The sequence below is a fragment of the Pseudoalteromonas sp. SCSIO 43210 genome (genome assembly GCF_054133285.1).
Genome location: NZ_CP087225.1, coordinates 1,957,186 through 1,983,124 on the forward strand (window position 1 = coordinate 1,957,186; position 25,939 = coordinate 1,983,124).

A 25,939-nucleotide genomic window follows, 5' to 3' on the forward strand; every position below is an offset into this window, starting at 1 on the left:
GCTTGTGCTGATTTAGTCTATCCTCGCTCTTATTAAGTATATAATATATTACTGCAGCATGAAAGTTTCGTATTCTAAGTTTTCAAATTGTCTAGACAACCAAAATAAACCAATAACGGAGCTAATTATGGTCGCTAAAGCAAAACCATAACCGTAAAATTGTGGCCCAAATGCAATTGATAAGTAAGTTAAAACAATATTAGTGAATAAAAACAGACCCGCCAGTATCATTACCGTAATACGTTTATCTAAATAAAATAAAATGTTTAAAATAGATAAAAATATAACTTGTACGCCTACACCAACTACATCAATAAATAAGAGGATTTTATAGTTTGGATCAATACCAATAAAAGTTAGTATTTGCTCTCCCCATAATAATAAGCAAGCGACAGTAATTCCTTGAATTTTAAATATGTCGTAAAGACCACTGCGCGCAGTGCGGATCATATTATCTTTCAAATGATAAATTTCTTGTAACGTTGAGCCGTCGCGAATTGCAGAGTAAAAACGGTCATATTCTTCAACAAAGTCAGTTTCCATCCTTACTAAAAATACGGCCATACCTGGGATAATAGATAGGTAGGCTAAAAATATAGGTAAATCATAAATAGGGCTGGCTCTGAGGGTTCCAATAATTTGGATTGATGTACTTGGTGAATACCAAAAAATGATTTTATCGGCCCATACAGCGATGTTATAAAACAGGCCGCATAAAAATAGGCTGTAATACACTTTTTTATTGCTTAAAAAGTCAAAGCTTATAAGTTTTTCACCTGGGTAGCGGCGAATAATCATAAATAGAAAACTGAAAAATAATAAGGCTTCACCAGCAAAAAAGGCAAAAAACAACCCGTCTAACTGCCAGTCCCTAAGCAAGTATGCCAGTAATACCATGAAAGCATAGCCGCTCAGCATCGTGACTAAAATAACCCTGTATTCTTTCATACCTGATAAAAATATTGCGCCAAGCCACTGATTACATAAGCTAATAAAGGCACCTAAAATAATCACTTTAGTCATAATGGGTAAAGGTAAAAATGGCCAAACAGCAAGACCGACCAATAGGGCGCCAATTGTAGTAATTAGTTGTGCGCCAAGTAGGTTTGGTAGCACTAATCCATCATCTTTTGTAAAAAATAAATCGGCAATAAAACGGGTTAGCATCAATTGCAGACCACCCGTTAAAATAAGCGATGCGGCCATCATATAGGTTACAAGCGTTAAGAACTGAATGATCAACACTTTCGGTAGCACAATACCTAAACTTAAAATGCCAATCAGCATAAGCGCGATAATTGACAGTAGCCACGGGCCAGAACCAATTAATCCAGCGTAACTATAAGCTTCAAATACTGAAAGTAGGGTGTTTTTTTTGAGAATTTTTCGTATCTCAAAACCTATTCCGGCCATGACATTGCATCCTTATAAAGTGTGTCGTATTGCGCAAACATATGGCTTTCGTCATAAAACGCTTTTACGCGCTTAAGACCACTCGATTGATACTCATGCCACTTTTCGTCGTTATTTAAGATATTTGATATTTGCTTTGCTGTTTCGCTAGGAGAGGCGATTGATACCACTTCTCCGGCTTTGCCAAGTGCTTTGTCTTCGTCAGTTGCGCCTTCAATAATCTCTCGGCACGAACCAACATCACTTGCAAGGACTGGTACGCCAGCTGCCATCGCTTCTAGTAGTACTAAAGGTTGTGCTTCAGAAATAGAGGTTAGTGCAACGATACCTAATTTAGGCAGTATTTCAGCTATATTTTGCATACCTAAAAACGTAACGTTATTTTCTAAATCTAAACTGCTGACAAGTAATTGACATTCTTTGTAATATTGAGGGTCTTCTTCGTATGGGCCAATAACCCAGCCTTCAATTGTAGGTATACTAGACTGAACCTCTTTGATTGCACGGATAAAAGTTTTAATATCTTTTATAGGCACTACACGACCAATTAAGCCTACCGTGAGTGGAATCGTTTTTGGACGCTGTGCAAGTGCTTCAATAAAACGCGATGTTTTAATACCATTTGGCACTACGCGTGTTTTTTCTGGTGCGGCGCCATCTTTTATTTGTCGTTGTCTATTACCATCGTACAAAGAAATTATTTTATCGGCTTCTTGATAAGATGTTCTGCCGATCTGCTCAAAGAAACTAATCCACATTCTGCGAATAAAGCCCATTTCGGTATTTAAATTTTTACCTAATACCTGCTCTGACTCTTTGATCCAGCTGGCTTGAATAAGGTCTATTTTACGCTCTTTGGTATAAATACCATGTTCGGTTAGTAAATACGCAGTGTTGCTAATTGCGCTTGCACCAGAACCTAGGAATCCCGCATAGCCTGTTGATATTGAATGTATAAGTTTAACATTAGGTAATTCGCGAGCTATCTCTGCTATTTTAAACAGCGGTTTGTATAAGTTACGATACGACCAAAAGAAATCGATAAATGATGATTCATCACAGTAGGTTAAATAATATTTTGCGAGAACTTGCCATGAGGATTCACTATACAAAAAGTCGGCTTCGTTTATGCCGTCTTTTTGGGCAAGCTTTTTAAAAGCAAACTTTAGTAACTCGCTAGGGATCGGTTCTTTAGAGTCACGGAAATAGTTTTGCAGTTGTTGCCAAAATTCGAACAACTCTTTTTTATACTTTACGCCATGTTTTGCTTTTATCTCAGAGGCGTTGTTTTCAACTAAATAATGAACATGTAATTTGGTTACATTTTTAGGTAATGTATATTGAATTTCACCATAATGCTCAGGTGCACCGCCCAAAAAAACCAGCTCAAAGTTATAGTGTGGTAAGCCTTCAATAATTTGATGGACCCAGCTTGATACGCCGCCTCGGACATAGGGGTAAGTGCCTTCTAAAAGCAGTAATACATCAGCGTTTGGTTTAGGCATTCCAATACTCCTGTAAATGGCGTAACTCGCTACCCTTTGGTTGCTCTGGTAGTTCTTTTAAATAACGTTTACAGTCATCGAATTTATTCATACAAAAAGCAACTTCAGCTTTATAGGGCAAAACATGACGACGTGCCATACCAAGGTCTGTGGCTTGTGCTAAATGACTAAGTGCAAGTTCATATTTACCAAGAGCTAAACAAAGCCGGCCCAAAAATACAAAGGTTGCAGGCTTTTTCACATATTCGATGCTTTGCAAGGAAAGTGTTTCTGCTTTTTTTAACACGTATTCTCGCAATGCACCTTGTGCCAATCCTAAGTAACTAAGTTCCCAATATATTTCAGCTAATTGTTGTTGCAAGTTACTCAGTTTTGGTTGCTGAGTCGTTAACAATATCTCTTGCTGATATAGGCCTATTTTTGCGTTTAACTTAGTTTCTTTAGCATCGAGAGTGGAGTAAGCAAGCAGACGAATATCATCTTCTAAGTCTTTAAGGGCGAGTTTTAAAATAGGAATTGCCTGCGTATCACTCATGTGACGTGCAGCCATTACTGCACTAAGACGTTTGTTTGGCTCACTTGCATACTTGAGGATCGCTTTTAATCCACCCATCGAATAGGTTGGATTAGCTGAAATACTACGAACTTCAAAAGGGAGACCTGGGATTTTGTGTTCTTGTATTTCAATATCATTATTTTTAAGCGGTTTACACAAAGCAAACGTGAGTGCGAACATAACGCCTAAAACACCAAATAGAGGAAGCGTAAACAGTAGTGAAAATAACAGTAATAGGGCACCAAATAATGTACTTTTGTATTTAGCTGGAATGACAATATAGCTTACAAAAGTAAAAAGCATACTTGCTATAGCATGTAATAAAATAGCGATAAGCCAATTGGGTGTATCAAGTGTTTCTATTAAAGCAAAATATTCACATATAAATCCCACTATTACAGCAATGACAATTCTAATCATGAAGTGTTACCAGTGGTTTAATCGCATCTTTACTAATTGGCAAAGCAATTTGTTGTTCAATAACGATATCTAATTCAGCTAAATTTTTACCTGTACGTTCTTTACTCCACCCATTTATACGCGTTATAAAACCGTCTTTTTCTAATTCATCAGTAAGTGGCATAAGTATTAACAGAGTTTGCTTCTCATCATCATATAAGTAAATATCTAAGCCTCGACGGGCTTCCGTTAAATACTCCATAAGTCGACGGGATTCGTTGGTAATATTTAATGTTTTAACTTTTAATAAATGTGCAGGAATTTTGTAACGTTTAGCTTCTTTGTTAGCTCGTTTTACTTGGCGAACAAAGTACGGAGATTCTTCGCTAGTCATTATCGGGTTGGTTATCTCATGTCGAAGTAAGTCTCCAACGTGTCCGGCCATTACGGCAAGTAAAGTAAGCGTGTTTTCTTTGAGCGCAAAAAACTGTACTTTTTCGACTAAAATAGCGCCATAAATGGTATCGTTTACATCAATAAGTGGAATTGCGATATGGTATTTACTGCTGCCTAAATAAACTTTAGAGCTTTTAACCGACACCAGTTCTTTTTCTTCAAACATAGCAAGGATTAGTGGGTCAGATGTTATTGGCGAAGTCATTTTACCAATAACAGCAAGAGGGGGCTCCACTATATTATTGTTTTCCACTTTATATAGCCCGGCTTTTTCTAATGCTCCATACTCTACAAATAAATTGATAATCACTTGCGCTGCACTATCTAAACGTCTTTCTTTAAGTTGGCCTATAGATGCTCTTACAGCTTGCAATGACTCCCTTAAACTCAATGTATGCCCAGCTAACATTTGTTCTATTCGATCGTGTGAAGAGCTAATTAAATGATATTGACGAGTGAATTTTTCAAGCCGATCAGACACATACTCTAGTTGAATAGTCTGTTGTTGATTAGTACGCTCCCAAACATCCCTAAATTCACCCGCGATCATAATTACAATAGTATAGCCAATCATGGCGTTGATATTGAATTCGCTTTGAGGTGCCAAAATATCGCTTTGCAACAACAGTAATTGGCCTACGAGTAAAGTTAAAATGCTGATAAAACCTTTAGAGAACCCATAACGCAAAGCAACCAGTAAAGGCCCTAATACAGGCCAAGAAAACCCTCCTTGCGTCCAAAAAGGATCCTCGGCATTAAACAGAACAGGCAGGCCTAAAGCCAATGTGGTAAATATAATTACCTCAGCCCATGTCTGTAGCTCAGGGACTTCTCTTGGGCGAAAGAAATGTGTTTTCACTCACTAACCTCTATATAAGAAATTAAGTCGGCAATTACATCTTGTGCCGTTGCTGCAATGCTATCGCGTCCCCAACCACTTTTTGCAATTGTTCCTGTCCATATCGGTGTGGTTTGGCCGTTCGCAGTTAACGATAAAGTAAGAGCAACAACGGGTTCGCCATCAAGACCAGCTTTGTAGCGCCACTCTTCAATGCTACCGGTGAGTAGATAATCCGCTTGTTGAGTGCTTAGCCATTGCATGGCGTTATCTAAACGATATTGATCGTCAAGTGGTGGTAGCTCCTTATTGCTATTTCTGGGTGCGCGAAGAAGCGTTGGTAATTTATTTTGTTGCCAAATACTTGTTAAAATGTCTTCAGCACGCTCACCAGCGAGAGGTGTTTGAGCATGATTTACTAGCGGTAATAAGGCAACTGTTGTTGATGGGTTTATTTCTACATCATCAGCAACTCTACTCGTTGTACAGGCTGATAGTAATAAAACTAGACATGGTATAACTAAGCGAAACATATTTTCTCCTAACATTAAAAATGTACGTAATATCCTAATTGTAACTGTGTATCTGAATTACCAACCTTATTACTACTTTGGTAACCCAGCTGTAATTTAAATAAATCATCACCTAAAATAGACCAACCAGCGCCACTTGAAACAGACACATCAATATCATCGTTGATAGTTTGGTAACCGGTGCTTATATCAAATAGCCATGATGGGCTAGTACCTAAATAGGGCGGTTCTAGTGAGCTGGTTGAGGAAAATGAGGTACCGAGCGCAAAGCGTCTAAATGGCTGAAGTTCTATATTTAATGGGGCATCGTTACCTGTATTTATAAGCGTGTTCACTTGTTCAAAATCTTGCCATTGCGCGCTAAAATAAGCAGTCCAAATTGGCCTATCTTTTAAAATACGGTATTGGTATCGGGCGTTATACTCTTGCCCGTTGATGAGTGAACTTCCACTATTTCGTCGTAAAAAAGACATTATAGCGGCCGATAATTGCATGTTTTGTCGACCATCAATATTATAGTTTACATAGGCCGTAGCTTTGTTAAGTTGCGCAAAACTAAGTAAGGCCTCTGACTGGCGATTTTCAACATTGTGTTCAAGCTTTAAACCAACTTGTGTACGAGAATCCCATTGATAGCGAGAATCTAAGCTAATACCCTGACGATTTGCTAAACGACCTTGGTGGGAATCAATTTTTGCATCGAAATACCAGCGACCCCATGTCATTTTATTTTCTACAGCAAACAGTAATCCATTATTATTAAAGTTTTTCTGATTACTTAGGCTTAGTTTCCACTGGCCATTGGCATAAGGAAAATAAACATTTACATCGTATTGGCTACTGTTTAATCCGGCCTCAGGCGATAAATTAATTTCAAGTGCTCTAAAGTATGAGCCTCGGGCATTACGAACTAAACTTAATTGTGATTCGCTCGGCTCAGTTGTTAGTTCTTCGTACCAACGCTGCATTGTTGCGTAGGGTTGTCTGAGGTAGAGAAGTGCATTTAACTTATCTTCCTCGGTTAGTGCATTTTGCGTTATGAGCTGTTTAATTTTATTAAACTCGCCATTAGTCATGTAAAGTTGTAGTTTTTGCCAAGGAGCTAACTTTTGTGCTGCTCGTCGTGCTAACCACCAGTTTGTTTGAGGCTCGCCAATTGTCTCGGGTGCTAGTTCATCCATTGAATTAAGTTGCATTAAATGTGGAATAGCCATCGCACCTGCCCAGCGGTACATTAAGCCTCGGTAGGCGTATTTATCTTTAGGTAAATGTTGTAATAAATAATGATTAAGTTCGGTGGCATTTGCGTAATAACCAAGCTGTTTCATTACATCAGCTAAGTTAACCAGGGTTGTTAAGTCGTTTGGATCAGCCAGCGCTAACTTTCGTAAGTAAAAGTAAGCGCTATTATATGATTTTTCATGAATCGATAAGCTAGCTAACAGTTGCGTCCAGCCGTGAGTAGTCTCATCTTCTGAATGATTATCTATAATACGTTTTATCATTACTGTATCGTGCATTTGCAGTGCTAACCAACCTTGTGCAAGCACCACGTCTGGATTGTACTCACTTAGTTTTGCTGCGCGGTTTAAAGTGGTATAGGCTGAATTTAAATCGCTTTTGTTTTGATACCAGTTTGAGAGTATTAACCAAGCAGGATAAAGTGCTTTATTATAGCGCTGCTTTTCGAGTTCTTGGTGGATACGTTTTATCGATTCTTCATCATCAACGTGTGAACTCAATAATGCAACTTGGATTAATTGTCTAATTGTAAGCGATGGTTGCTGCCATAGGTAATCGAGAAGGCCTTGAGGATTATTCTCAAAGCGCAGTTGTTGATAGTGCAACATATCACCTACACTGAGCTCACTAATGGTCATTAATTGTTCGAACGCATAAAGCTCTTCTTTTTTATTTTGAACTCGCAATGCCATATCAACGCGTGCAGTCCAAAATTCAGTGTCTGTACTTTGTTGTTTTTGCTTTAAAATGGTAAGTGCGGTTGAAAAATCATCGATAAGCCAAAATGATCGGGCAAGCCATAATAGATCTTCTTCATTTTTTGGACCTTGGTATGTTGGCCATAGTGACCTTAAGCCTTTTAAGTTACCAGTATCGTGCAGTACTTTAGCTTTCCAGTATTGTGATAACACACTTTTACCACTAATTTGTTCAAATCGTTCAATATGATTTAGCTCTTTTTTTGCATTGCCGATGAACTCATTGGTTTGCATCCATTTAGCAAAACCATTGCCTTTTAACTGCCTATTTTGCGCTTTGTATTCGTAAATATCATTTGCATCTTGATACAAATAAAGAGAGGTTGCATCGTTTATGCTATCACTGAGCATGGCTGGTGTTACTGCATGATTTGCCATTAACCACTTAAATTCATTAAGTGCTTCGCTGGGTTTATTTTGCCAACGTTTTACTTTCCAATTTAGTAAATGGAGTTCTTTGTTATTTGGACTTTTTATTAGCAATTTTTCGAGTAATTGTTCGGCACCTTTTGCATTACCATTGGCTAAGCGTAAATACATTGCCTTAGTTAAATAGTGTGTATTATTAGGGGTAGCTTTTAGTAGAGCTTCTACCGCATCTGCAGCATCTTCTGTATTGCCGGCTAAGTCAGCTAAATAAAGAGTACGTTCAGTGTTAGCTTGGTCGCCATACTTTTTCCACCACATATAGGCTTGCACAGGGTCATTTGCGCCAAGCGCTGTTTCAATTGCTTTTTCAGCTATATTTGCGTGTATACCTGCTTTATAAATGACTAATGCTTTAACTGGTTCGCCTGCACTTAACCAGTAATCAGCGGCGAGTAATGGCTTGTTTTTTAGCTGGTAGTACTGTGCAACACTTACATTTAAGCCAAGCGCTTTAGCTATGCTCAGCACTTGTTCATTCCAATTTTTATGGGCCTTTATTTTTAAAGATAACTCTTCAAATCTATCATCTATATTTGCACCACTTGCTAACCATAATGAGTAAAGTAGTTTGATTTCAAGTGTCGCTTTGCGCTCACTTTTAGGTAACTTTGCAAGCTCAATTTTCGCTTGTGCGTATTCGCTTAGCTCTATGTGTAGCTCAATTAGCTTAGCGCGTAGTTTTTCATTGTCAGGGTCAGTATTAAGCGCTGCATTTAGGTACGATGTTTCAAAAGTATAATCTTGTGAAAGCGTATCATCTTCAAAAAATAAGGTATGCGGAAATAACGCATAAAGTGCAAAGCAACTTACGGCTAATATCGTTAATATTGTTTTTATAGATACTAACTGAGGGCGTTTATTAGAATTCATTATGGGGCAGTCCCAGCACAGTTAAGGTAGCCATAAAAGTCACCCATAGGTATTTTGAAATGCGTTAATTTACCGTGAGTGATACCTTTAAAGTGCTCTCCCAAATGAGATGTAAATTGACATTTACGTCCATTCATTAAATCAAGTGAAGCGGGCACCCAAGCTTTAAAGCTTACTGCGCCATTTACCTGCCAATTATCGATAACCACATTAGCAGAAGCTAAATAAGGCTTACTATTATTTTGGCTGTGATCAAAGCTAAGGCGGGCAATATTATTGATAATATGTACGTAGTCGCCTTTTTGAGTTACACCAGATACCCCTTCACTTTGGGCTATATTTGGTATATCAAAATCGCTAGGTATTCGTAAAGTACGAATATATTTTGAGCTAAATAGCCATTCATCGTCATTATTTTTTGCTAATGCAGAGAAATAAAAATCTTTTGCAATTTTTGCAAAATGACTCAAATGTACAGGTGTATTTGGCCGTGCTAAAACATAGTCTATATTGTGTTTTAAGGCATCGAGACCAGCAGGTATTTCCCCCGAATAAAAGTGATAATAAATAGTGTAAGGCTTTAATCTGTATGGTTTTTCTGTTATTTCAAATGTTTCGGTTAAACGTTTAAACCCATAATAAGGCCCGTGCCATAAATTAGTGAATACATTTTCATTCAAGATAGGAGCATAAATTTGATATAACAGGTCGCGCTCAGGTCGCCCAATTGGCGATATATGAGACAGGCTAGGGTTATCGGCATTTGCATCGGTGTTGCCGCCATTAATGTTTAATACACCCGCGTCACGGGCAAGTTCAAGTGCTTTTGGCCCAGGTGTTGCGTCACCAGACCACAGCATTAATACTGTTTTTTTATTTTTTGGTGCCAGCTTTTCGTCAATGTATTTTATAGAGCCCGTAATTTCTTTTTTTAAACTTATAGTGTCGTATCCTGGCACATCAAGATGAAAACCATAGTCGGTGTCATCCTCATCTATTTTTTTCCGACCAGAGAGTGCGGTCCAAAAATAAGGGTGACTATAAGTATGAGATGCAATTTCAACATAGGGTAAATCGAAAATACTGCGCGCAATACGTTCTAATTTAGGACTCGCTTTTGAGTGAAGTCCAGTAGCTTCAATATCTGCTTGAATAATTGATGATGTTAAAGGGAGTTTATAGCGTTTAATTATTTCATCGCGGATCACTTCTGCCGAATAAGGTCTACCTGTAAAATTTGCAATACTTGAAAAACCATCACCATCAATATGTAGAGTAAGCATGCGCCTACCACTTTCAGTTGTTGTATCGGGGACTAAGATAGGCGGGAGCTCCATCGCCTTTGTCAGCAATGTACGAGGGTCGATAACCCACTTACTACCTTCCATCGGAAAAGTATCAATTAGCCAAGGGGCAACCACCACAGCACCATATTTTGTTTTTGCACTTTGCACAACAATGCTGCCATCAGCCGCTTTTATATTAATAAGCGCAGTGGCATTTGGCGCTAGTTTCAGTAAATATGGTTTTACTATTGGTGGTGGTGTCGCGGCTTCACCTTTGAACCATGGGGCAAAGTAATTTAATTCATAAGGAGCAGGAGGTAATACATTGAGTGCTTCTACACCTAGTTTGATTAGTAGTGTAGTCGAAAGCGGTAATTCTCCCATAACTAACAAAGGGACAGCGCCTAAATTTGTTTCTAGCCAATTAGTTATCGCCGGGGTATAAAAAGCATCACTGGTAGTCCACGAAATAACGCCAGCATGTAAACTTGGATCTATGAGAGGAAGCGCTCTTTTTGCTACATCAATGTAATCAGGGATATACCCCAAATACTCAATCATGGTTGCAAGTTTTAAGTGCACCGTAGTATAGATAAGTGGCTTAATATCACTATTGTAAGGAATTAGAATACGCCTAGCTATTGGTGTGATATTTGACGTTCCCCATGTTTGTAGGTGTCCGTCAGTTATCCAAGGTGCATAACCGTTTTTTATTATTTTTTGAGCCATAGCAAGGCGATTTTTGGGCTTTGCATAATCAATCACTTGTACATTAAAGCCCAAGTTTTTTGCTGTATTTAATTGTGCAATTAGCCATATTTGATCACTTTCGGCAGTGAGTTTGTAGCTATTATCAAGAGGATTGTAATGGCTATATAACCCCTCCGCTACTAAATCAGTTGCGAACCCTTTTAACTTGGGAAGTAGTTCAAACCCACGATTGAGTATTAAATGTTTATCAAATGAGCTTGAGAGGTCCTCAATAATTGAAATTAGCCCAGCTTGTTGGTCTGCTTTATTGCTTGTTGTATCTAATAGCTGATAGCTATCTAGTGTATCTAAGAATAAGCCAGTGAAACCACGGTCTTTTAAATCATTAGCGCTGTTTTTTATGCGTTTATGCCAATACGTAGAAGTTAAATCGGAAATATGACTATTCCAATTGGGATTAACAACAAGTGATGACGTGTTTTTTTCGAATGACTCACCCACACTAAGATAAGCATAAACAGCAATGTTACGCTGCGTAAGCCAATTAAGCTCATGCTCTGTGATTAATTCTGGTTGCACTACCACACGAGAATAAAATGTCATTTCAGCAAGAGGCATCGGTGCTGAATAATAAAAAGCAGTGCTGTTGTTTATTGGCTTGGCGAATACATGAGCAGAAATTAAAAGCGTAAAATATAGAATGTACTTCATTGATGATTCATTTTGGTTGGGATTAAGCAGAGATAAGAAATGACGTGCGTTCCGATTTTATGCTAGGTAATTCGTATTAGTAAGATAGGGTGATTATATGTTAATAAAAATAAAAAAACTACATGATTGTTCCTAAGTTTCATCTTTGTTTTTCGTTGTTTTACTTATTGGTGGGAGTAATTGGTTAGGTTCATTATTTTGCTTACTACTAAGGTCGCAATGTTTTAAGTATTAAAATGTATGCCTTACAACTATAATATGGACAAAATCGCCAAGGTTGGTTTGGCTCTTACCTCGACATTTACCTTTAATATTTACACGCTTCGTAAATATTAAGTGGTATGTAAATAAACTAATTTACCTTTATCAGTGAGCATAAAATAAAAAGTATCTTTTGTTATTTTATGTTGTTGCTGTTTAAATTTACTGCCTTAGATTTGGAGAAATAATGAGTAATTTAAGCTTAAAAAACAAATTGTTGTTATTAGCTATTTTGCCACTGATGTTACTTTTAACTAGCTTAATGCTGAGTTCTTATTATTTAGAGTCTAAAAATCAGCAGCAAAATTTTGATTCATTTAAGACTAAATTGATCAAAGATAAACAGAACTTATTAAGTACAGAAATCGAAATTTCGAGCAAAATTGTTCGTCACCAATTAGATACTGGCTCTGCCCAAGATGCTAAAAATGCGCTTAGAAACTTAACCTTTGGTCAAGGGGGTTACTTTTTCATCTACGATACAAACGGTGTTAGTGTTTTTCATGCGTTATTAGGTGATGCCATTGAAGGGCAAAATAAAATAGGGATGACAGACCCCAATGGTAAAAAAATTATAGTCGGGTTACTCGAACAGGCTCAAAAAGGTGGTGGCGCATTTAACTACCACTTTCAAAAACCTAATACGACAGGCCTAGTAGAGAAAATGGGCTATGCTGCCATGATCCCAGGAACTAATTGGATGGTTGGCACTGGCGCATATATGGATGATATAGAAGCAGAGCTAATTAAATACGAAGTAACGATGCAAGAGCATATGAATGATAAAGTAATTACCTTATTGCTAATTGCTTTATTTTGGGTTGTTTTAACGATTGCATGTGCATTGGTTGCGGCGAATACCATGGTTAAGCCAATTCAAAGAATGGTGCAGAGCCTTGACGACATAGCAAAAGGTGAAGGTGACTTAACTAAGCGCCTAGAGATAGACACGAATGATGAAATTGGTCAATTAGGTGAAGCATTTAATGTTTTTGTCAGTAAGCTACACGGTATTATTGCGAATGTGGTTGATGTTACACATGATGTGAAATCAGCATCCAGTGATATAAATAAACAAACACGACTAATTGAGGGCAAGCTACTCAATCATAATCATGAAACAGAGTTAGTTGCGACCGCCATTACTGAAATGTCTGCCACATCACATGAAGTTGCACAAAATACTACGCAAGTTGCTGTATCAACTCAGGCTGCAACACAGGAAGTTGCTAAAGCACAAGAGTGTGTTGATATTTCACTCAGCGAAGTATCAAAATTAATGGATGAAATAAACGTCGCTGCTGAACAGGTTGATTCACTGAGCGAGCAGTCTAAAAAAATTAATAGTGTGCTGAGTGTTATCGGCGGTATTGCAGAACAGACAAACCTATTAGCACTTAATGCCGCAATAGAGGCCGCTCGTGCTGGTGAATATGGTAGAGGGTTTGCTGTTGTTGCAGATGAAGTAAGAAGCTTGGCGAGTCGTACGCAAGTGAGCACACTAGAAATTAATGAAATGCTGAGTGAACTACATAATCTAGTGTCCTCAGCGGTAGGTGCAATGCAAGCAAGCCAACAAAGCTGTAATCGTTCAGTTGAGTCATCACGAGCTATATCCGATAGTTTAGGATCGGTTACCAATTCAGTGACATCAATTAACGATATGAGTACGCAAATTGCGACAGCCGCTACGGAACAAAGTAGTGTAACAGAAGAAATAAATCGCAATGTATATGCTATCCAAGAAATAGTTAATGAGCTTACAGTGTCGAGTAAAACAACGTCATCAGTTAGTGAACACTTAGCCGGAAGAGGTGAAAGTTTAGGGCAATTAGTTGGGCAGTTTAAAATTTAGTACTTATGTATTTACCGTTATTAAAGCCGCTAACTGCGGCTTAACCTTATTGGTAAGTTTTACAATTTTTTAAAGTAGATCGTAAATAGACTAAATTGAGTGGATTTTAATGCAAAGTATGACATCAATTAAACGCTGTACTCGCGATGAATTGGTCCCTGAAAAAGACCTAGGACGTTTGGTATCTTTTTTACGCTCAACGCTGGTTACGCATATTGATACCAAATTACTTCCTATGGATTTAACTTCGGCGCAGTACATAGTTGTTGTGTTGCTAGCTAAAGAGTCTGTTAATACGCTTGCTGGGCTTTGTGAGCATATGGTTTATGACCGAGGTGCAATGAGTCGACTATTAAGCCGTCTTGAAGAAAAAGACTTAATAGCTAAAACACAATGTGAGTTTGATAAACGCTCAACCATTTTATGTTTAAGTGAAAAAGGAAAAGTACTTTACCCAGAAATAATGCCAGTAGTAAACGAAGTCTATACTCAGGCATTAACTGGTTTTTTAGAATCTGAAAAAAAACAGTTAATGGATTTGCTGTTCAAAGCAATAAATAACCTAGAATCACTGCCTCAAACAGCCTCTAAAAAATAGATTATCAATAAAATAGCGATACTGTTTCAATAGAAAATCAAGACCCTAAACATGTGATTCCGTTGTAGGTAAAATCGAACTTTGATAATATAGTTGCCTAGGCAATCAAGGTTATTATCTTGTGAGGTTTGTTATGATTGAAAATGATTTGTTAGCGCAATTACAGCAACAATTTCCAGAGCACACTTTTGTGCAACATCGTTTAAGTGTTGTTCATAAAGGACGTTTTGCTAATGCTATTGTTTATCGATATAAAGATGATGGATTTGATTTAATAATAAAAGACTTTAGCCAAAGTCCTTGGTTTATTCGTAAATCGTTTGCACGTATTTCGGTTAACCAAGAATATAAAGGTTTGAGTCGATTATCTGAGTTGGACGCGGTAGCAAATCGTTTTTGCTGTTTATCGCCGATTGCAGTGGCTTATAACTATATAGAGGGCACCTCACTTCGTTCTTTAATTCATCAAGGTAAAAAGCTTCCAGTTGATTTTTTTAGTGAGCTTGAGCGTCAAGTCGCAAAAATGCATCGCAAAGGGATAGTGCATTTAGATTTACGTAATATGGGTAATATTTTATGTGGTGCTGACGGTAAACCTTATTTTATCGACTTTCAGTCAACTATTAGCTTCGCTCGTTTTCCTCGATGGCTACAGCGCTTTATGCGAGGCTCAGATATGTCGGGTGTCTACAAGGCGTGGAGTAAACTTGCTGAACACCCTATGCCCCAAGCTAAGCAAGATTATCTGGAGCATTTTAATCATGTACGTAAACGCTGGATTTTTAAAGGTTACCCAATTCAACGGACGTATGCCTGGGGAGCTGCCTTGGTAACTCAATTCTTAGATTCTGAACTTGTACGCAGCATTACCGACCGCCTTTAAATGTACGCACCTATTTCATTCTTGTTTGCCTATATTAGTTTTTAATATGAGCCTTTTTTTGTAGCAAAAGCAATCTATTTGGATTGCTTATTGTGTTGACTCTCTCCTCAAAAATAATCCCTTTTACTGTTTTTTTAATTTTTTAAAATAAACATTAGTACCGTTTTTATTTTGCCCATACAATGCGCAAAAATAGCCTGTACATGCTTAATAAACTCAAGTTTTCTCAGCAAATTTTTGTTGTCAGGATAAACTGTAAGTAACGTGCATTTTTAAATTTTAAGGTTTTAAAATGATTGAGTATCCGGTTGATCAACTTCCACAACTAATAAATGATTTACTTCAATGCGATACAACAGAACGCAAAAATAAATTATTAGCTGATGCGCAGGTAACACTCTCTACTGAGCATTTATCTTTACTCTTTGAGGCGATACCAAAAGAGCAACGCCTTGAAATTTGGCTATTGCTTGATGAAGACACGCAACATGAAATTTTTGTAAATTTAAGTGAGGATAGCTGTCTATGGTTACTGCAAACGTTAGATGATAACGATGCATTTAAATTATTAGATGAAGTTAATGTAGAAGAGCTGCTTGAACTAGAAGAAGTTATTCCAGAACGCTTTGTTGAGTATGCTAAAAAACAACTCGACGAAGCGCAAATTAAACAATACGAATTAGCACAGCAATATCCACCTGAACAACTAGGTCATTGGTTGGGGTTTGATTTCTTAAAAGTATCAGAGAAATTAACCGCTGGTGGGGCTAAAAAGCTGTTGCATAAAGGTTTGCCACAATACAGTGAAGTTATCTATTTAGTCAGTAGAAAAGGGAGCTTAATAGGTGAGGTTGCTGTTAACGATTTAATAAAAGCGAGTGACACTGACAGTTTAATAGCTTTGGCTAATCATGATTTCTCATCATTACATGCAGATGATGATTTATATGAAGCGGCAGAAGTCGTTATTCACTCAGAGAAAATGGCAATGCCAGTCGTAAACGCAGATAACAAGTTACTTGGCAGATTAACGATTGCCTCAGCGTACGAATTGCGCCAAGAAATTACCGATGAAGCGGCAGCTAAAGCGGGTGGTTTAAGAGAAGACGAAGATTTGTTCGCAAGTGTGCGAAAAAGTGCTAAAAACCGAGGTATTTGGTTAGGCATTAATCTAGCAACGGCGTTTTTAGCATCGTGGTTTATAGGATTATTTGGGGCAACGATAGAGCAAGTGGTTGCGTTAGCGGTGTTAATGCCAGTAGTGGCTTCTATGGGAGGGATTGCAGGAAGTCAAACATTGACCGTTATTGTTCGCGGCTTGGCACTGGGCCAGGTTACCGACTCCAACCGTAAAGCGTTACTTAAAAAAGAGCTGCGCGTGGGGGCTGTAAATGGGTTGGTGTGGGCGTTTGTTATTGGTGCACTTACTTATTTATGGTTTAGCGACATTATGCTAAGTATTACGATTACAGTCGCAATATTATTAAACTTAGTTGCAGCGTCGTTAGCGGGTGTTGTTATTCCGTCTATTTTAGACAAAATGAAAATAGATCCAGCATTGTCGGGGTCGGTAATTTTAACAACCGTTACTGATATTGTAGGGTTTGTAACCTTTTTAGGTTTAGGCAGCTTGTTGTTGCTATAAGCTTTTTTAATAGGAAAATACAATGACTTTTGATGTCATGATTTGGTGTGCAATTGGACTGTGTATTTCACAGTCCGCAATGTTTTCTGGTTTGAATTTGGCGTTTTTTTCGCTAAGCCGATTACAACTTGAAATGGAAAGTACGAAAGGTAACGAAGCCGCTATAAAAGTAATGGCGCTGCGTAATGATTCAAATTTTTTATTGTCGACTATTTTGTGGGGTAACGTAGGTATAAACGTATTACTTACTTTGCTTTCTGATTCGGTATTAATGGGGGCAAGCTCATTTTTGTTCTCAACTATCGCAATTACTATCATTGGTGAAATTACGCCCCAAGCTTATTTTTCGCGTAATGCGCTTAAAATGGCGAGTATGTTGTCACCACTTATAAAATTTTACCAGATACTGTTTTACGTTGTAGCTAAACCAACTGCTTTGGTGCTTGATGCATGGCTTGGAAAAGAAGGTATTACGTACTTTGCTGAAAGCGAATTAAGAGGCATTATTCGTAAACACATTGAAGCTGAAGAGGCTGATGTTCAGCATGTGGAAGGGATTGGCGCACTTAACTTTTTTAGTTTAGATGAGATCAGTGTAACCAAAGAAGGTGAGGTGATTGACCCTGATTCTATAATTGCATTGCCAACAAAACTAGATTTACCGATATTTCCTGATCTTACGTTGACTGCCGATAACGAATTTTTACGTAAGTTACATAAATCAGGTTATAACTGGGTGATCATTACTAATGAAGATGGTTGGCCGTTATTGGTGGTTGATGCAGATGGCTTTTTACGTTCAGCATTGTTTGAATCAGAGGCTTTTGACCCATATCACTATTGCCACAGGCCAATCATTGTTACAGATGAAACCATGCGTTTGAGTGAAGTTATTTTAAAAATAAGAGCAAACCATTCACTTGATAAATCGTTTGACGGTGCCATTGATCACGACGTTGTATTAGTGTGGAGTGATGAAAAGCGTATTATTACTGGCGCAGATATATTTGGTCGATTACTCAAAGGTATGAGCGCACCTAAGCTTGAACTGCATGAAAATACAGAGAACAAAAAGCCGCTATAAAGCGGCTTTTTTGTATACATTCAGCTGTGAGTTTATGCCCAACCTTCGTAGCGTTTACGACGCGACAGCACAATAGTTAAAATAATACCAAAAAACAGTCCTAAAAATGCAATTGCGCCACCATAAGTAAGTAGCTGGCGTTTTTCTTTAGAGCTGGCAGCTTCTTTTTGAGTCCGCTCTATCTCCAGTGTGCTCTTTAATTTAGTTATTTGCTCAGAAAGTTGTTGGTTTTGATCTGTTAATTTTTGATTCTGCTCTTGCAGCTGCGGTAATTCTATTTGAGCTAGGCGTAACTTTTCTTGCATTGTGCCCATTTCACTACTCAGTGTTTGGTATTGTTGATGTAAACCAGCAGTTTGGGTAACAAACTTGGTTTCTATCCAGCCTTCGCGATCTTTATCGTCTTTAATTTTGATAAAACCATTTTCTTCAGCTGATAATAAAGTTAACTTTGTTCCTGCATCTACAGAGCCAAGAAGGCGATAATTTGTACTCGCTCCAGAGCGCATAAAAGTATATAAATTATCGATGATATAAGCGGTTTTTGCATCAGTGGAATTTGCCGCTTGGGCTTCTTCTGCATGGCTCATAAATGTGGTGGCTGTTAAAAGTAGCCCTAATAAGCAGTGTTTTAGCATTTATCTACCTTGTTAATCTAACTGCGTCCATGATGAACGTGATTTTTATTTCACATAAGTAGCCAGATAGTATGGATTTAAGCGCTTAATAGCAAGACTGATATTGTAACCCAGTCATGATTTTAGGCATAAATAAGACTAAAAAATTTGCATTGTGGATGCGCTTTGTTTATTTTGAGCACTTATTTATTTTAAAGGTAATCCGCAGACCAAATGGATACTGAGATAGAACTGAAGTTTTTGGTATCAGATGCCGTAGTTCCACTGATCCCCTCTTTAATTACTCAATTTGCAAAAACGGTTATAAACAAGCCTTCACGCAGTTTGCAAAACTCATACTATGATACACCGAACCGTGAACTTAGAGCGCTTGATATCGGGTTTAGAACGCGTTGTGCGGATACCCAATGTGAGCAAACTATAAAACTTGCAGGTGAAGTTGTTGGTGGGCTGCATCAACGCCCTGAATATAATTTACCACTTGAATCAAATCGACCTAATTTGATGGCATTTAACGCCAACATCTGGCCCCATGGTATGCAAGTTGATTCAATTTCACAAAATTTATACCCCATTTTCAGTACTAACTTTATTCGCCGTACTTGGTTAATAGAGACTGAAACAGGGGCCAAAATTGAAGTCGTACTTGATAAAGGCGAAATTGCAGCGGCTGGTAAAATAGAGATTATTAGCGAACTTGAGATTGAGCTGGTTGAAGGCAGTCGCAACGAACTCTTTGCTTTAGCTGATAAGTTGGTGAGTCAAAACTGTATTCGTTTAGGTTTATATTCTAAAGCGGCACGTGGCTATCGTCTGGCTGATGAAAAACCATTAAAACCAAGTAAATCCATTGGCTTTGTGCAATTGTCTAGTTCACCAAGTCAAGAAAGTGCATTAGTTGCAGCAATGAATTTTGGTATCCGGTTTGTACAAAAACATGAGCAATGTTATTTCGATAAACCAAGTTTAAAAACACTGAAAAGAGTAACAGATGGTATTAGTTTAATTCGGCATACTTTTTGGTTGTATGACGATATTGTATCTAAAGAAAGCACAGACCATCTTCGCACTGAACTTAAATGGCTATTAAGTGAGTTAGCATGGGTTGAAAATGCAATTCAGCTTAAAACCTATACCTCTAAACGCCATGCTTTTTATAGAAAAATAAATGCAGCGCCGGCACTTGCACAAGTTATTAATGACTTAAAAGAGCTTCAACCCAGTATTGATGATATCAATGCGCTGTTTCATAGTGCGCGCTATAATCGATTACTATTATCGTTAACAACTTGGTTAATTGATAAGCACTGGCGTAAAGATTGGGGGCAGGTTGAACTTCAAGCTGCAGAAAAGCCAGTTTCATCGATTGCTAATCGTCTGTTTAATAAAGATTGGAAAAACTTGCATCATATGCTCCCAAAAGAGCAAACTCTCAGTATTACTGATTATTTAAGCTTGCGTACACAGCTTGAAAATAGCCTACTAAGTGGCAATTGCTTAGGTGCTCTATTTGATAAAGAGGAGCGATTGGAATTTAGGTTGCCTTGGTTGGATATTTCCCATGGAATGTATGAGTTAAGTACATTGGAGTATTTAAAGCAGTTATGTGCTGGGCAAGAAGATGAGCAACTCGCTAAAATTCAGTTGTGGCTTGAGCAAAAATCTGAGTATTTGGTAAATGCGATGGAGCAAAGCCGACTCGCGTCATTTGATATAGAACCGTATTGGCAAAAATGATAACAAGGCACTTTTGTAAGCCAAACTTTATTCAAAAGTGCACTTGCTTCTTTTTTTTAATGCAAGCCTTTAATGCGTATGCTAATCCGATTTGGCATTTGTACAAAAATGAGAAAGGGGTAAGCGTATATTATCAAATTCATGATGATGATACGTTTGAAGTTAAAGGCGAGCTAGTTGTAAATGGTGTCACCACTGAGGATTTTTTAGCGTTACTTAGTGATACGCAAGTGGCGCAAAAGTGGATAGAGAACGCCTCGAAAGTTAGTGTTATTAAAATACTGAGCCCCTCAGAAAACCTCGTTTACAGCTATTTTGACTCCCCTTGGCCTGTTGCAAATAGAGACGCAGTCACGTATTCGTGTTATTCACAATTAACACCAAATCAAAGCCAGCTAGTTATTAAAGCGCGCCCAAAAGAGCTGCCACTTTATAAAAATGTGGTCAGAATTAAAACTTTAAATGCAAAGTGGTTATTAACTCAGCAAGGCAACAATTTAAGCATTGCTTATCAAGTTTATGCTTTATCCGCAGGCATGATCCCTACTTGGCTTAATAATAAAGTAGGTCTGAAAAGTACCTACAAAACCCTGCTCAATCTACATGACATTCTTATTCATCAGAGGTATCAAGTAAAAGCGCCTCTGATTAAAGCTGGTAAATGCTGAACAGATAAGAATTTTATGGTGACTTACTCAGTCTTTAACTAAGCTAATAGTAATAACACACTCATATTAGGAGAGCTGATGAAGTATGTCGTTGCTATGTTATGTTTATTGCAAAGTTCATGGTTGTTTTCTCAAGAATATACTTTTGGTGTTGTACCTCAGTATGAATCGCAAAAATTGAATGCTATTTGGCAGCCTTTACTCAAACAAGTGAGTGAGCAAACAGGTGTAAAAATTGAGTTAATTACGGTTAAGTCTATACCTGTTTTTGAACAGGCTTTTGCTAATGGAGAATATGATTTTGCTTATATGAACCCTTGGCACAGTGTTGTAGCACATGAAAAACAAGGTTATTTACCCTTAATAAAAGATGCAGGGCGATCACTCCAAGGTGTTTTAGTTGTTAATAAAAAAAGTGGTATAGATAATTTAAGCCAGTTAGAGGGAGCTGAAATTGCGTTTCCTGCACCAAATGCACTAGGTGCTTCATTGTTAATGCGCGCCGATTTAGCCTTACTGTATGGACTAAAAATTAAGCCCGTTTATGTACAAACACACTCTTCGGTGTACTTAAACGTAGCACTGAACTCGACTAAAGCAGGAGGTGGAGTTTTAGGTACATTAAAACAGCAACCTAAAAATTTACAACAAAAGCTCAAAGTTATTTATAAAACTCGTGAAGTTAGCCGCCATCCAATTGTTGCTCACCCGAGAGTTGCAAGTGAAATACAGCTTAAGGTACAGCGTGCTTTTTTAAATATAGGCGAAAGTGATGAGCATAAACATTTATTTGCAGGGATCCCAATTATAGAGCCCAGTATTGCGACCTTAGCGGAGTATCAACAATTAACTGAATGGGGGCTAAGCGCATTTTATGTTGAGAATTAATTGGTGGCGTAGTCTGCGAGTACAAAGCTTTGTTGCTGTAATAACATTTGGTTTTTTATTGGTTTGTCTTTTTATTTTTTACGCACTACCAGAGCAAGCTCGTTGGGTTAACGAAGGACTTTCTAAAACCGCACAACGGTCACTGCAACAACTGTCTACTTCAGTAACAACTCCTTTGCTTACTCGCCAATATGCCGAACTTTACGAGCAGATTGATAGCCAGCTAGAAATTCAACCGAATTGGAAAAGAATCCAAGTTATAGATGAGGTAACAAAAAACCAATTGTATCCATTGGACACTTGGCAGGGCACAATTGAGCGTAGTGATGTTGTACTAAGTCAGCAGGTTTTATTTTTAGATAAACCTCTAGCAAAAATTATTTTAGTCGCTAATTTCACTAACGAAATAAATGAATCCTCAAAGCTGCATTACACACTAATATACAGTCAATTTACCATACTCGTTATTTTTTTCATGGCACTTGCTTGGTTAGTTGATTATCGAATCACAACGCCTTTGCGCAGACTGGAATTTGCTTTTTCAAAGCTCGCAAAAGGCGATTTTAATTGTCATGTTGATAGGCAACAAAAGAATGAAATTGGCAGTGTTATCAATGCATTTAATAAAATGGCTATTGAAGTTCAAAGTAATCATCAAAAATTGAATAGGCTGCGCATTGAGGCTGAATCGGCAAGTAAAGCAAAGTCTGATTTTATGGCAAGTATGAGCCATGAATTACGCACTCCGTTAAATGCTATTTTAGGTTTCGCTCAGTTATATGAATATGACGAATTTGCTAATAATATACAAAAAGGTAACGCCAAAAGTATTTACCGAGCTGGTGAACACTTACTATTATTGATTAATGATGTGCTTGATTTAACGGCTATCGAGTCTGGAAATATGCAATTTAATTTTGATTATGTGCCTATCAAACCACTTATCGAAGATTCTGTGGAGCTTGTAAGTGAATTAGCAAAAGCACAGTCAATGACTCTGTATACTGAAGGGTTCGATTTACTTAAAGGACTAAATTTTTATATTGATAAACGTCGCTTTAAACAAGTAATGTTAAATTTACTCTCTAATGCGATTAAATATAATAAACAAAATGGTGAGATTTACATAAGTTGTAAAATTTTAAATAATCAGCAGTGTGAAATTAGCGTTGCTGACACAGGGTGTGGCTTTGCAAATGATGATATTTCTCGATTGTTTAAACCTTTCGATCGATTAGGTGCAGAAACGAGTAAGGTCCATGGCACAGGTATTGGACTGGTCATTACCAAGGAGTTGGTTGAGCGCATGCAAGGAAAAATGTCAGTACAAAGTGAATTAAATAAAGGATCGTGCTTCAGTTTGACGTTTAATACTTTTGAACAGGCTGGTTTTTCTTCTAATTCAGATGCTTGCGTAATCAAAGAGAAAAACTTTTCAGCAAACTCTTTGCCTATTTTAGATGTATTAGTTGCTGAGGATCAGGTTACCAATCAACAAGTATTAAAGCAGCAATTAACAATACTCGGTGTGCGCTCAACTTTTGTAAGTAATGGAGAGCAGGCTTGGCAAACATTACAAAACAAGCACTTTGATGTTTTACTTACGGATATCCAAATGCCTCTTTTAGATGGTTTTGAGCTAACGACAAGAATACGAAAAGATAGCCGTTTCAAACCTTTGATCATTATTGCCATTACAGCCAATATTGTTAAAAAGAATTTAGACGATTGCCATAAAGTAGGTATGAATGGTTTTTTAACTAAGCCTGTTGAGTTAGTGAAACTTAAATCACTTTTAATTAAGCACACAAAAACAGTGGTTAATTCTGAGGTTAAAACCAATCAAAAGCCTGAAACAGAGACCCATTCGTTTGATCAACTCGACTTATCCGTGTTGCGTGCAATGCTCGGAGATGATCCCGCAGTACATTGCATGGTATTTAATGCATTTTTGCAAACAGCAGGGGAGCAAGTTAAGTTGATACGTGAGTATGCAAGCTGCGATAACTTTACTGGCATAGCATTTCAGGCCCATGGCTTAAAATCATCATCAAAATCAGTGGCGACGATACGACTTGCAGATATATGTCAGGAAGTTGAAACTTTGGCAGAAAATAAAAGTGTCCAAAGCAACTTAATTGAAGAGTTAGAGTTATGTTTTAACGCTGTGATAGCTCAGTTAAGTCGTTATTGTCAGCAATATGAAAATAAATAGGTGGCTCAATAAGAGCCACCTCTAGTAAATTTAGAGATTAGTATTTTGCGGCTTGGCCTTCTTTAGGCAAGGCATTTTTAATAAAGTTACGCAGGTCATTATTAGAGCTTTCTAGATCAGCATGGCGAAGGTACATCATGTGCCCGCTTCTATAGCCCTTAAAACTCAAACGTTCCCTCATTTTTCCGCTAGGATCTAACTGCCATAACGTGTATTTAGCATCAAAGTAATTGGTTGCGCCATCAAAGTACCCTGATTGGATCATGACGTTTAAATAAGGGTTTTGCGCCATTGCCAAACGAAGGTTTTCGCCAGTATTGTTACCCGTTCTATCCCAAGGGTGAACATTACCGAATAAGTTATATTTTACATCTGTTTTATAGTTTAACTCTTCACGTAAGTAGTAATTAATTGCAGGGGTAAAAGAGTGTAACCATGACGTAAGTTCAGCCCAGTAATCAGGAGACTCACCTGCGCCTCGTTTATCCATCCCCAAATAGCGAGAGTCTAGACGCCCTAAAGTTTGACCACGTTCACGTAGTAATTCTTTCCAGAAAAACTGGGTTGGAATATCTAAGTTATTTTGCTCAACAAATTTTTCTGACAAGCCAGCATAGTGCGCCATTTTTGTAATTATACGACGTTTTTCATCTGCATTAATAAAGCCACCTTTAGCAAGAGCTGGGATTAACTCATTTACAGTAAACAGCTCAACTTCTGGTAATAGCTCGTCTAAGTCTTTAGCTTGTAAATCGGCTTTAAGTGCTTTGTGATACCAAGCAGTTGCAGCGAAGTAAGGTAGGCGGTTGGCAGCTTTTATTGGGCCATCGCGCTTAATACCAATATCGGTAGGTGATACGAGTACAACACCGTTAATATACATCCACTGACTGTTTTGAAGCTCATGAGCTAAACCCGATACACGTGTTGTGCCATAGCTTTCGCCAATTAAAAATTTAGGCGAGCGCCAGCGCTCTGCTCTATTTACAAAAGTATTTAACCATTCAGCAAGGTATTTAATATCGGCATTTACACCAAAAAATAGCTCTTTTTGCTTTGCTTTAGAAAGGAGTTCGCCTTTCTCATTTTCAAGTACGCGAGAATAACCGGTATTTACCGGGTTTACATAAACAATATCGGCAATATCAAGCACTGAGTAAGGATTATCTTTTACGCCATAAGGCTGAATAGGGTAACCTTCGTCATCAATTTTTAATACTCTAGGTCCAGTATAGGCAAGGTGCATCCATACTGATGCAGAGCCGGGCCCACCATTAAAAGAAATGAGTAGTGGGCGAGTTGTTCTGTCGTCTACTTTGTCACGGGTATAGTAGGTATATTGAAGCGTTGCAATCGCATCGCCTTTATCATCCCACACAGGTTGCGTACCTGTGGCAACTGTATAGCCAAAACGTTGGCCGTTAATTTTGGCTTTGTGTTGAGTAATTACTTTACTGTCGACATCTATACGGCGTTGGTTATCTGCAAGTGAGGCAGTACTGAGGACTAAGGTGATAATAGCGATTGGTAAACTGATAATCCGACAAAGCGTCATGAGGTATCCTTATTATTGTTGATAGGCTATTAAAAGCAATTACTAGCTAAATAACAAAAATATTGAGACTAGTGACCGATATTTTTGGTTGAATAAGTAATAATGTGCTTTTAGGTTAATTTATAATTTATTTATTTAGCTACTTATAAAAATCCGGTATATTTACGTGCCAGCTTATCATTGACTCTTTTGTATGATTTTATAC

At 37.8% G+C, this 25,939-nt stretch carries 18 protein-coding genes; 9 read left to right on the top strand and 9 right to left on the bottom strand.

What is annotated here, in order from left to right; all coding sequences use genetic code 11:
* Window positions 1–48: 48 nt before the first annotated feature.
* From pelG to LOS73_RS08430, 7 genes are read right to left on the bottom strand one after another with little or no spacing between them, the layout of a single operon-like run.
* The gene (gene pelG, locus LOS73_RS08400; RefSeq protein WP_033028957.1) at window positions 49–1,413 is read right to left on the bottom strand and encodes an exopolysaccharide Pel transporter PelG; all 1,365 of its coding nucleotides are present in this window, start codon (window positions 1,411–1,413) and stop codon (window positions 49–51) included.
* Complete coding sequence (gene pelF / locus LOS73_RS08405) at window positions 1,401–2,918, bottom strand: GT4 family glycosyltransferase PelF (protein ID WP_007376090.1); 1,518 nt, start codon at window positions 2,916–2,918, stop codon at window positions 1,401–1,403. Before pelF ends, pelG begins: the two co-directional genes overlap by 13 nt.
* Window positions 2,911–3,894, bottom strand: coding sequence for a protein PelE (locus LOS73_RS08410; RefSeq protein WP_457934825.1), 984 nt, complete (start codon window positions 3,892–3,894; stop codon window positions 2,911–2,913). Before LOS73_RS08410 ends, pelF begins: the two co-directional genes overlap by 8 nt.
* Window positions 3,887–5,188 (bottom strand): PelD GGDEF domain-containing protein, encoded by a 1,302-nt coding sequence (locus LOS73_RS08415; protein ID WP_008134576.1) that lies wholly within the window; start codon window positions 5,186–5,188, stop codon window positions 3,887–3,889. The genes LOS73_RS08410 and LOS73_RS08415 overlap by 8 nt, the downstream gene beginning before the upstream one ends.
* Window positions 5,185–5,700, bottom strand: a complete 516-nt coding sequence (locus LOS73_RS08420; RefSeq protein WP_008134575.1) for a hypothetical protein — start codon at window positions 5,698–5,700, stop codon at window positions 5,185–5,187. Before LOS73_RS08420 ends, LOS73_RS08415 begins: the two co-directional genes overlap by 4 nt.
* Before the next feature lie 14 nt (window positions 5,701–5,714).
* Window positions 5,715–8,999: a tetratricopeptide repeat protein gene (locus tag LOS73_RS08425; RefSeq protein WP_457934826.1), complete on the bottom strand. Its 3,285-nt coding sequence runs from the start codon at window positions 8,997–8,999 to the stop codon at window positions 5,715–5,717.
* Window positions 8,999–11,707 carry an endo alpha-1,4 polygalactosaminidase gene (locus LOS73_RS08430; RefSeq protein ID WP_008134572.1) on the bottom strand — a complete coding sequence of 903 codons (2,709 nt, stop codon included), beginning with the start codon at window positions 11,705–11,707 and terminating at the stop codon, window positions 8,999–9,001. Before LOS73_RS08430 ends, LOS73_RS08425 begins: the two co-directional genes overlap by 1 nt.
* A gap of 448 nt (window positions 11,708–12,155) precedes the next feature.
* Here LOS73_RS08430 and LOS73_RS08435 point away from each other — a divergent pair, with 448 nt between their 5' ends.
* From LOS73_RS08435 to LOS73_RS08455, 5 genes are all read left to right on the top strand, one after another.
* Window positions 12,156–13,823: a methyl-accepting chemotaxis protein gene (locus LOS73_RS08435; RefSeq protein WP_457934827.1), complete on the top strand. Its 1,668-nt coding sequence runs from the start codon at window positions 12,156–12,158 to the stop codon at window positions 13,821–13,823.
* A 109-nt stretch (window positions 13,824–13,932) separates the two neighbouring features.
* On the top strand, window positions 13,933–14,421 hold the full coding sequence (locus LOS73_RS08440) for a MarR family winged helix-turn-helix transcriptional regulator (protein ID WP_045984473.1): 489 nt from the start codon (window positions 13,933–13,935) through the stop codon (window positions 14,419–14,421).
* A gap of 133 nt (window positions 14,422–14,554) precedes the next feature.
* Window positions 14,555–15,304: an RIO1 family regulatory kinase/ATPase domain-containing protein gene (locus tag LOS73_RS08445; protein WP_033028959.1), complete on the top strand. Its 750-nt coding sequence runs from the start codon at window positions 14,555–14,557 to the stop codon at window positions 15,302–15,304.
* Window positions 15,305–15,596: 292 nt separating this feature from the next.
* Window positions 15,597–16,949, top strand: a complete 1,353-nt coding sequence (locus tag LOS73_RS08450; protein WP_008134566.1) for a magnesium transporter — start codon at window positions 15,597–15,599, stop codon at window positions 16,947–16,949.
* Window positions 16,950–16,971: 22 nt separating this feature from the next.
* Window positions 16,972–18,033, top strand: a complete 1,062-nt coding sequence (locus tag LOS73_RS08455) for a DUF21 domain-containing protein (RefSeq protein ID WP_007376101.1) — start codon at window positions 16,972–16,974, stop codon at window positions 18,031–18,033.
* A gap of 32 nt (window positions 18,034–18,065) precedes the next feature.
* Here the strand turns inward: LOS73_RS08455 and LOS73_RS08460 are convergent, their stop codons facing one another.
* A complete protein-coding gene (locus LOS73_RS08460) occupies window positions 18,066–18,671 on the bottom strand; it encodes a TIGR04211 family SH3 domain-containing protein (protein WP_008134564.1) in 606 nt (201 codons plus the stop codon).
* A gap of 213 nt (window positions 18,672–18,884) precedes the next feature.
* Here LOS73_RS08460 and LOS73_RS08465 point away from each other — a divergent pair, with 213 nt between their 5' ends.
* From LOS73_RS08465 to LOS73_RS08480, 4 genes are all read left to right on the top strand, one after another.
* Complete coding sequence (locus tag LOS73_RS08465) at window positions 18,885–20,408, top strand: CYTH and CHAD domain-containing protein (protein WP_008134563.1); 1,524 nt, start codon at window positions 18,885–18,887, stop codon at window positions 20,406–20,408.
* Window positions 20,405–21,076 (top strand): START domain-containing protein, encoded by a 672-nt coding sequence (locus tag LOS73_RS08470; RefSeq protein WP_081824550.1) that lies wholly within the window; start codon window positions 20,405–20,407, stop codon window positions 21,074–21,076. The genes LOS73_RS08465 and LOS73_RS08470 overlap by 4 nt, the downstream gene beginning before the upstream one ends.
* 78 nt (window positions 21,077–21,154) lie before the next feature.
* The gene (locus tag LOS73_RS08475; RefSeq protein ID WP_457934828.1) at window positions 21,155–21,964 is read left to right on the top strand and encodes a phosphate/phosphite/phosphonate ABC transporter substrate-binding protein; all 810 of its coding nucleotides are present in this window, start codon (window positions 21,155–21,157) and stop codon (window positions 21,962–21,964) included.
* Entirely contained in the window at window positions 21,951–24,179 is a 2,229-nt protein-coding gene (locus LOS73_RS08480; protein WP_457934829.1) for an ATP-binding protein, read from the top strand. The genes LOS73_RS08475 and LOS73_RS08480 overlap by 14 nt, the downstream gene beginning before the upstream one ends.
* A gap of 37 nt (window positions 24,180–24,216) precedes the next feature.
* On the opposite strand, the gene LOS73_RS08485 is transcribed toward LOS73_RS08480, so the two are convergent.
* Window positions 24,217–25,734, bottom strand: a complete 1,518-nt coding sequence (locus LOS73_RS08485) for a S10 family peptidase (protein WP_008134559.1) — start codon at window positions 25,732–25,734, stop codon at window positions 24,217–24,219.
* Window positions 25,735–25,939: the final 205 nt, after the last annotated feature.

Excerpts from the sequence above, each read along its gene's own strand:
- pelG (WP_033028957.1), bottom strand. The coding sequence starts at position 1,413 with ATGGCCGGAATAGGTTTTGAGATACGAAAAATTCTCAAAAAAAACACC.
- LOS73_RS08410 (WP_457934825.1), bottom strand. The coding sequence starts at position 3,894 with ATGATTAGAATTGTCATTGCTGTAATAGTGGGATTTATATGTGAATAT.
- LOS73_RS08440 (WP_045984473.1), top strand. The coding sequence starts at position 13,933 with ATGCAAAGTATGACATCAATTAAACGCTGTACTCGCGATGAATTGGTC.
- LOS73_RS08445 (WP_033028959.1), top strand. The coding sequence starts at position 14,555 with ATGATTGAAAATGATTTGTTAGCGCAATTACAGCAACAATTTCCAGAG.
- LOS73_RS08450 (WP_008134566.1), top strand. The coding sequence starts at position 15,597 with ATGATTGAGTATCCGGTTGATCAACTTCCACAACTAATAAATGATTTA.
- LOS73_RS08425 (WP_457934826.1), bottom strand. The coding sequence starts at position 8,999 with ATGAATTCTAATAAACGCCCTCAGTTAGTATCTATAAAAACAATATTA.
- LOS73_RS08435 (WP_457934827.1), top strand. The coding sequence starts at position 12,156 with ATGAGTAATTTAAGCTTAAAAAACAAATTGTTGTTATTAGCTATTTTG.
- LOS73_RS08480 (WP_457934829.1), top strand. The coding sequence starts at position 21,951 with ATGTTGAGAATTAATTGGTGGCGTAGTCTGCGAGTACAAAGCTTTGTT.
- LOS73_RS08470 (WP_081824550.1), top strand. The coding sequence starts at position 20,405 with ATGATAACAAGGCACTTTTGTAAGCCAAACTTTATTCAAAAGTGCACT.
- LOS73_RS08475 (WP_457934828.1), top strand. The coding sequence starts at position 21,155 with ATGAAGTATGTCGTTGCTATGTTATGTTTATTGCAAAGTTCATGGTTG.
- LOS73_RS08465 (WP_008134563.1), top strand. The coding sequence starts at position 18,885 with ATGGATACTGAGATAGAACTGAAGTTTTTGGTATCAGATGCCGTAGTT.
- LOS73_RS08420 (WP_008134575.1), bottom strand. The coding sequence starts at position 5,700 with ATGTTTCGCTTAGTTATACCATGTCTAGTTTTATTACTATCAGCCTGT.
- LOS73_RS08485 (WP_008134559.1), bottom strand. The coding sequence starts at position 25,734 with ATGACGCTTTGTCGGATTATCAGTTTACCAATCGCTATTATCACCTTA.
- LOS73_RS08455 (WP_007376101.1), top strand. The coding sequence starts at position 16,972 with ATGACTTTTGATGTCATGATTTGGTGTGCAATTGGACTGTGTATTTCA.
- LOS73_RS08460 (WP_008134564.1), bottom strand. The coding sequence starts at position 18,671 with ATGCTAAAACACTGCTTATTAGGGCTACTTTTAACAGCCACCACATTT.
- LOS73_RS08430 (WP_008134572.1), bottom strand. The coding sequence starts at position 11,707 with ATGAAGTACATTCTATATTTTACGCTTTTAATTTCTGCTCATGTATTC.
- pelF (WP_007376090.1), bottom strand. The coding sequence starts at position 2,918 with ATGCCTAAACCAAACGCTGATGTATTACTGCTTTTAGAAGGCACTTAC.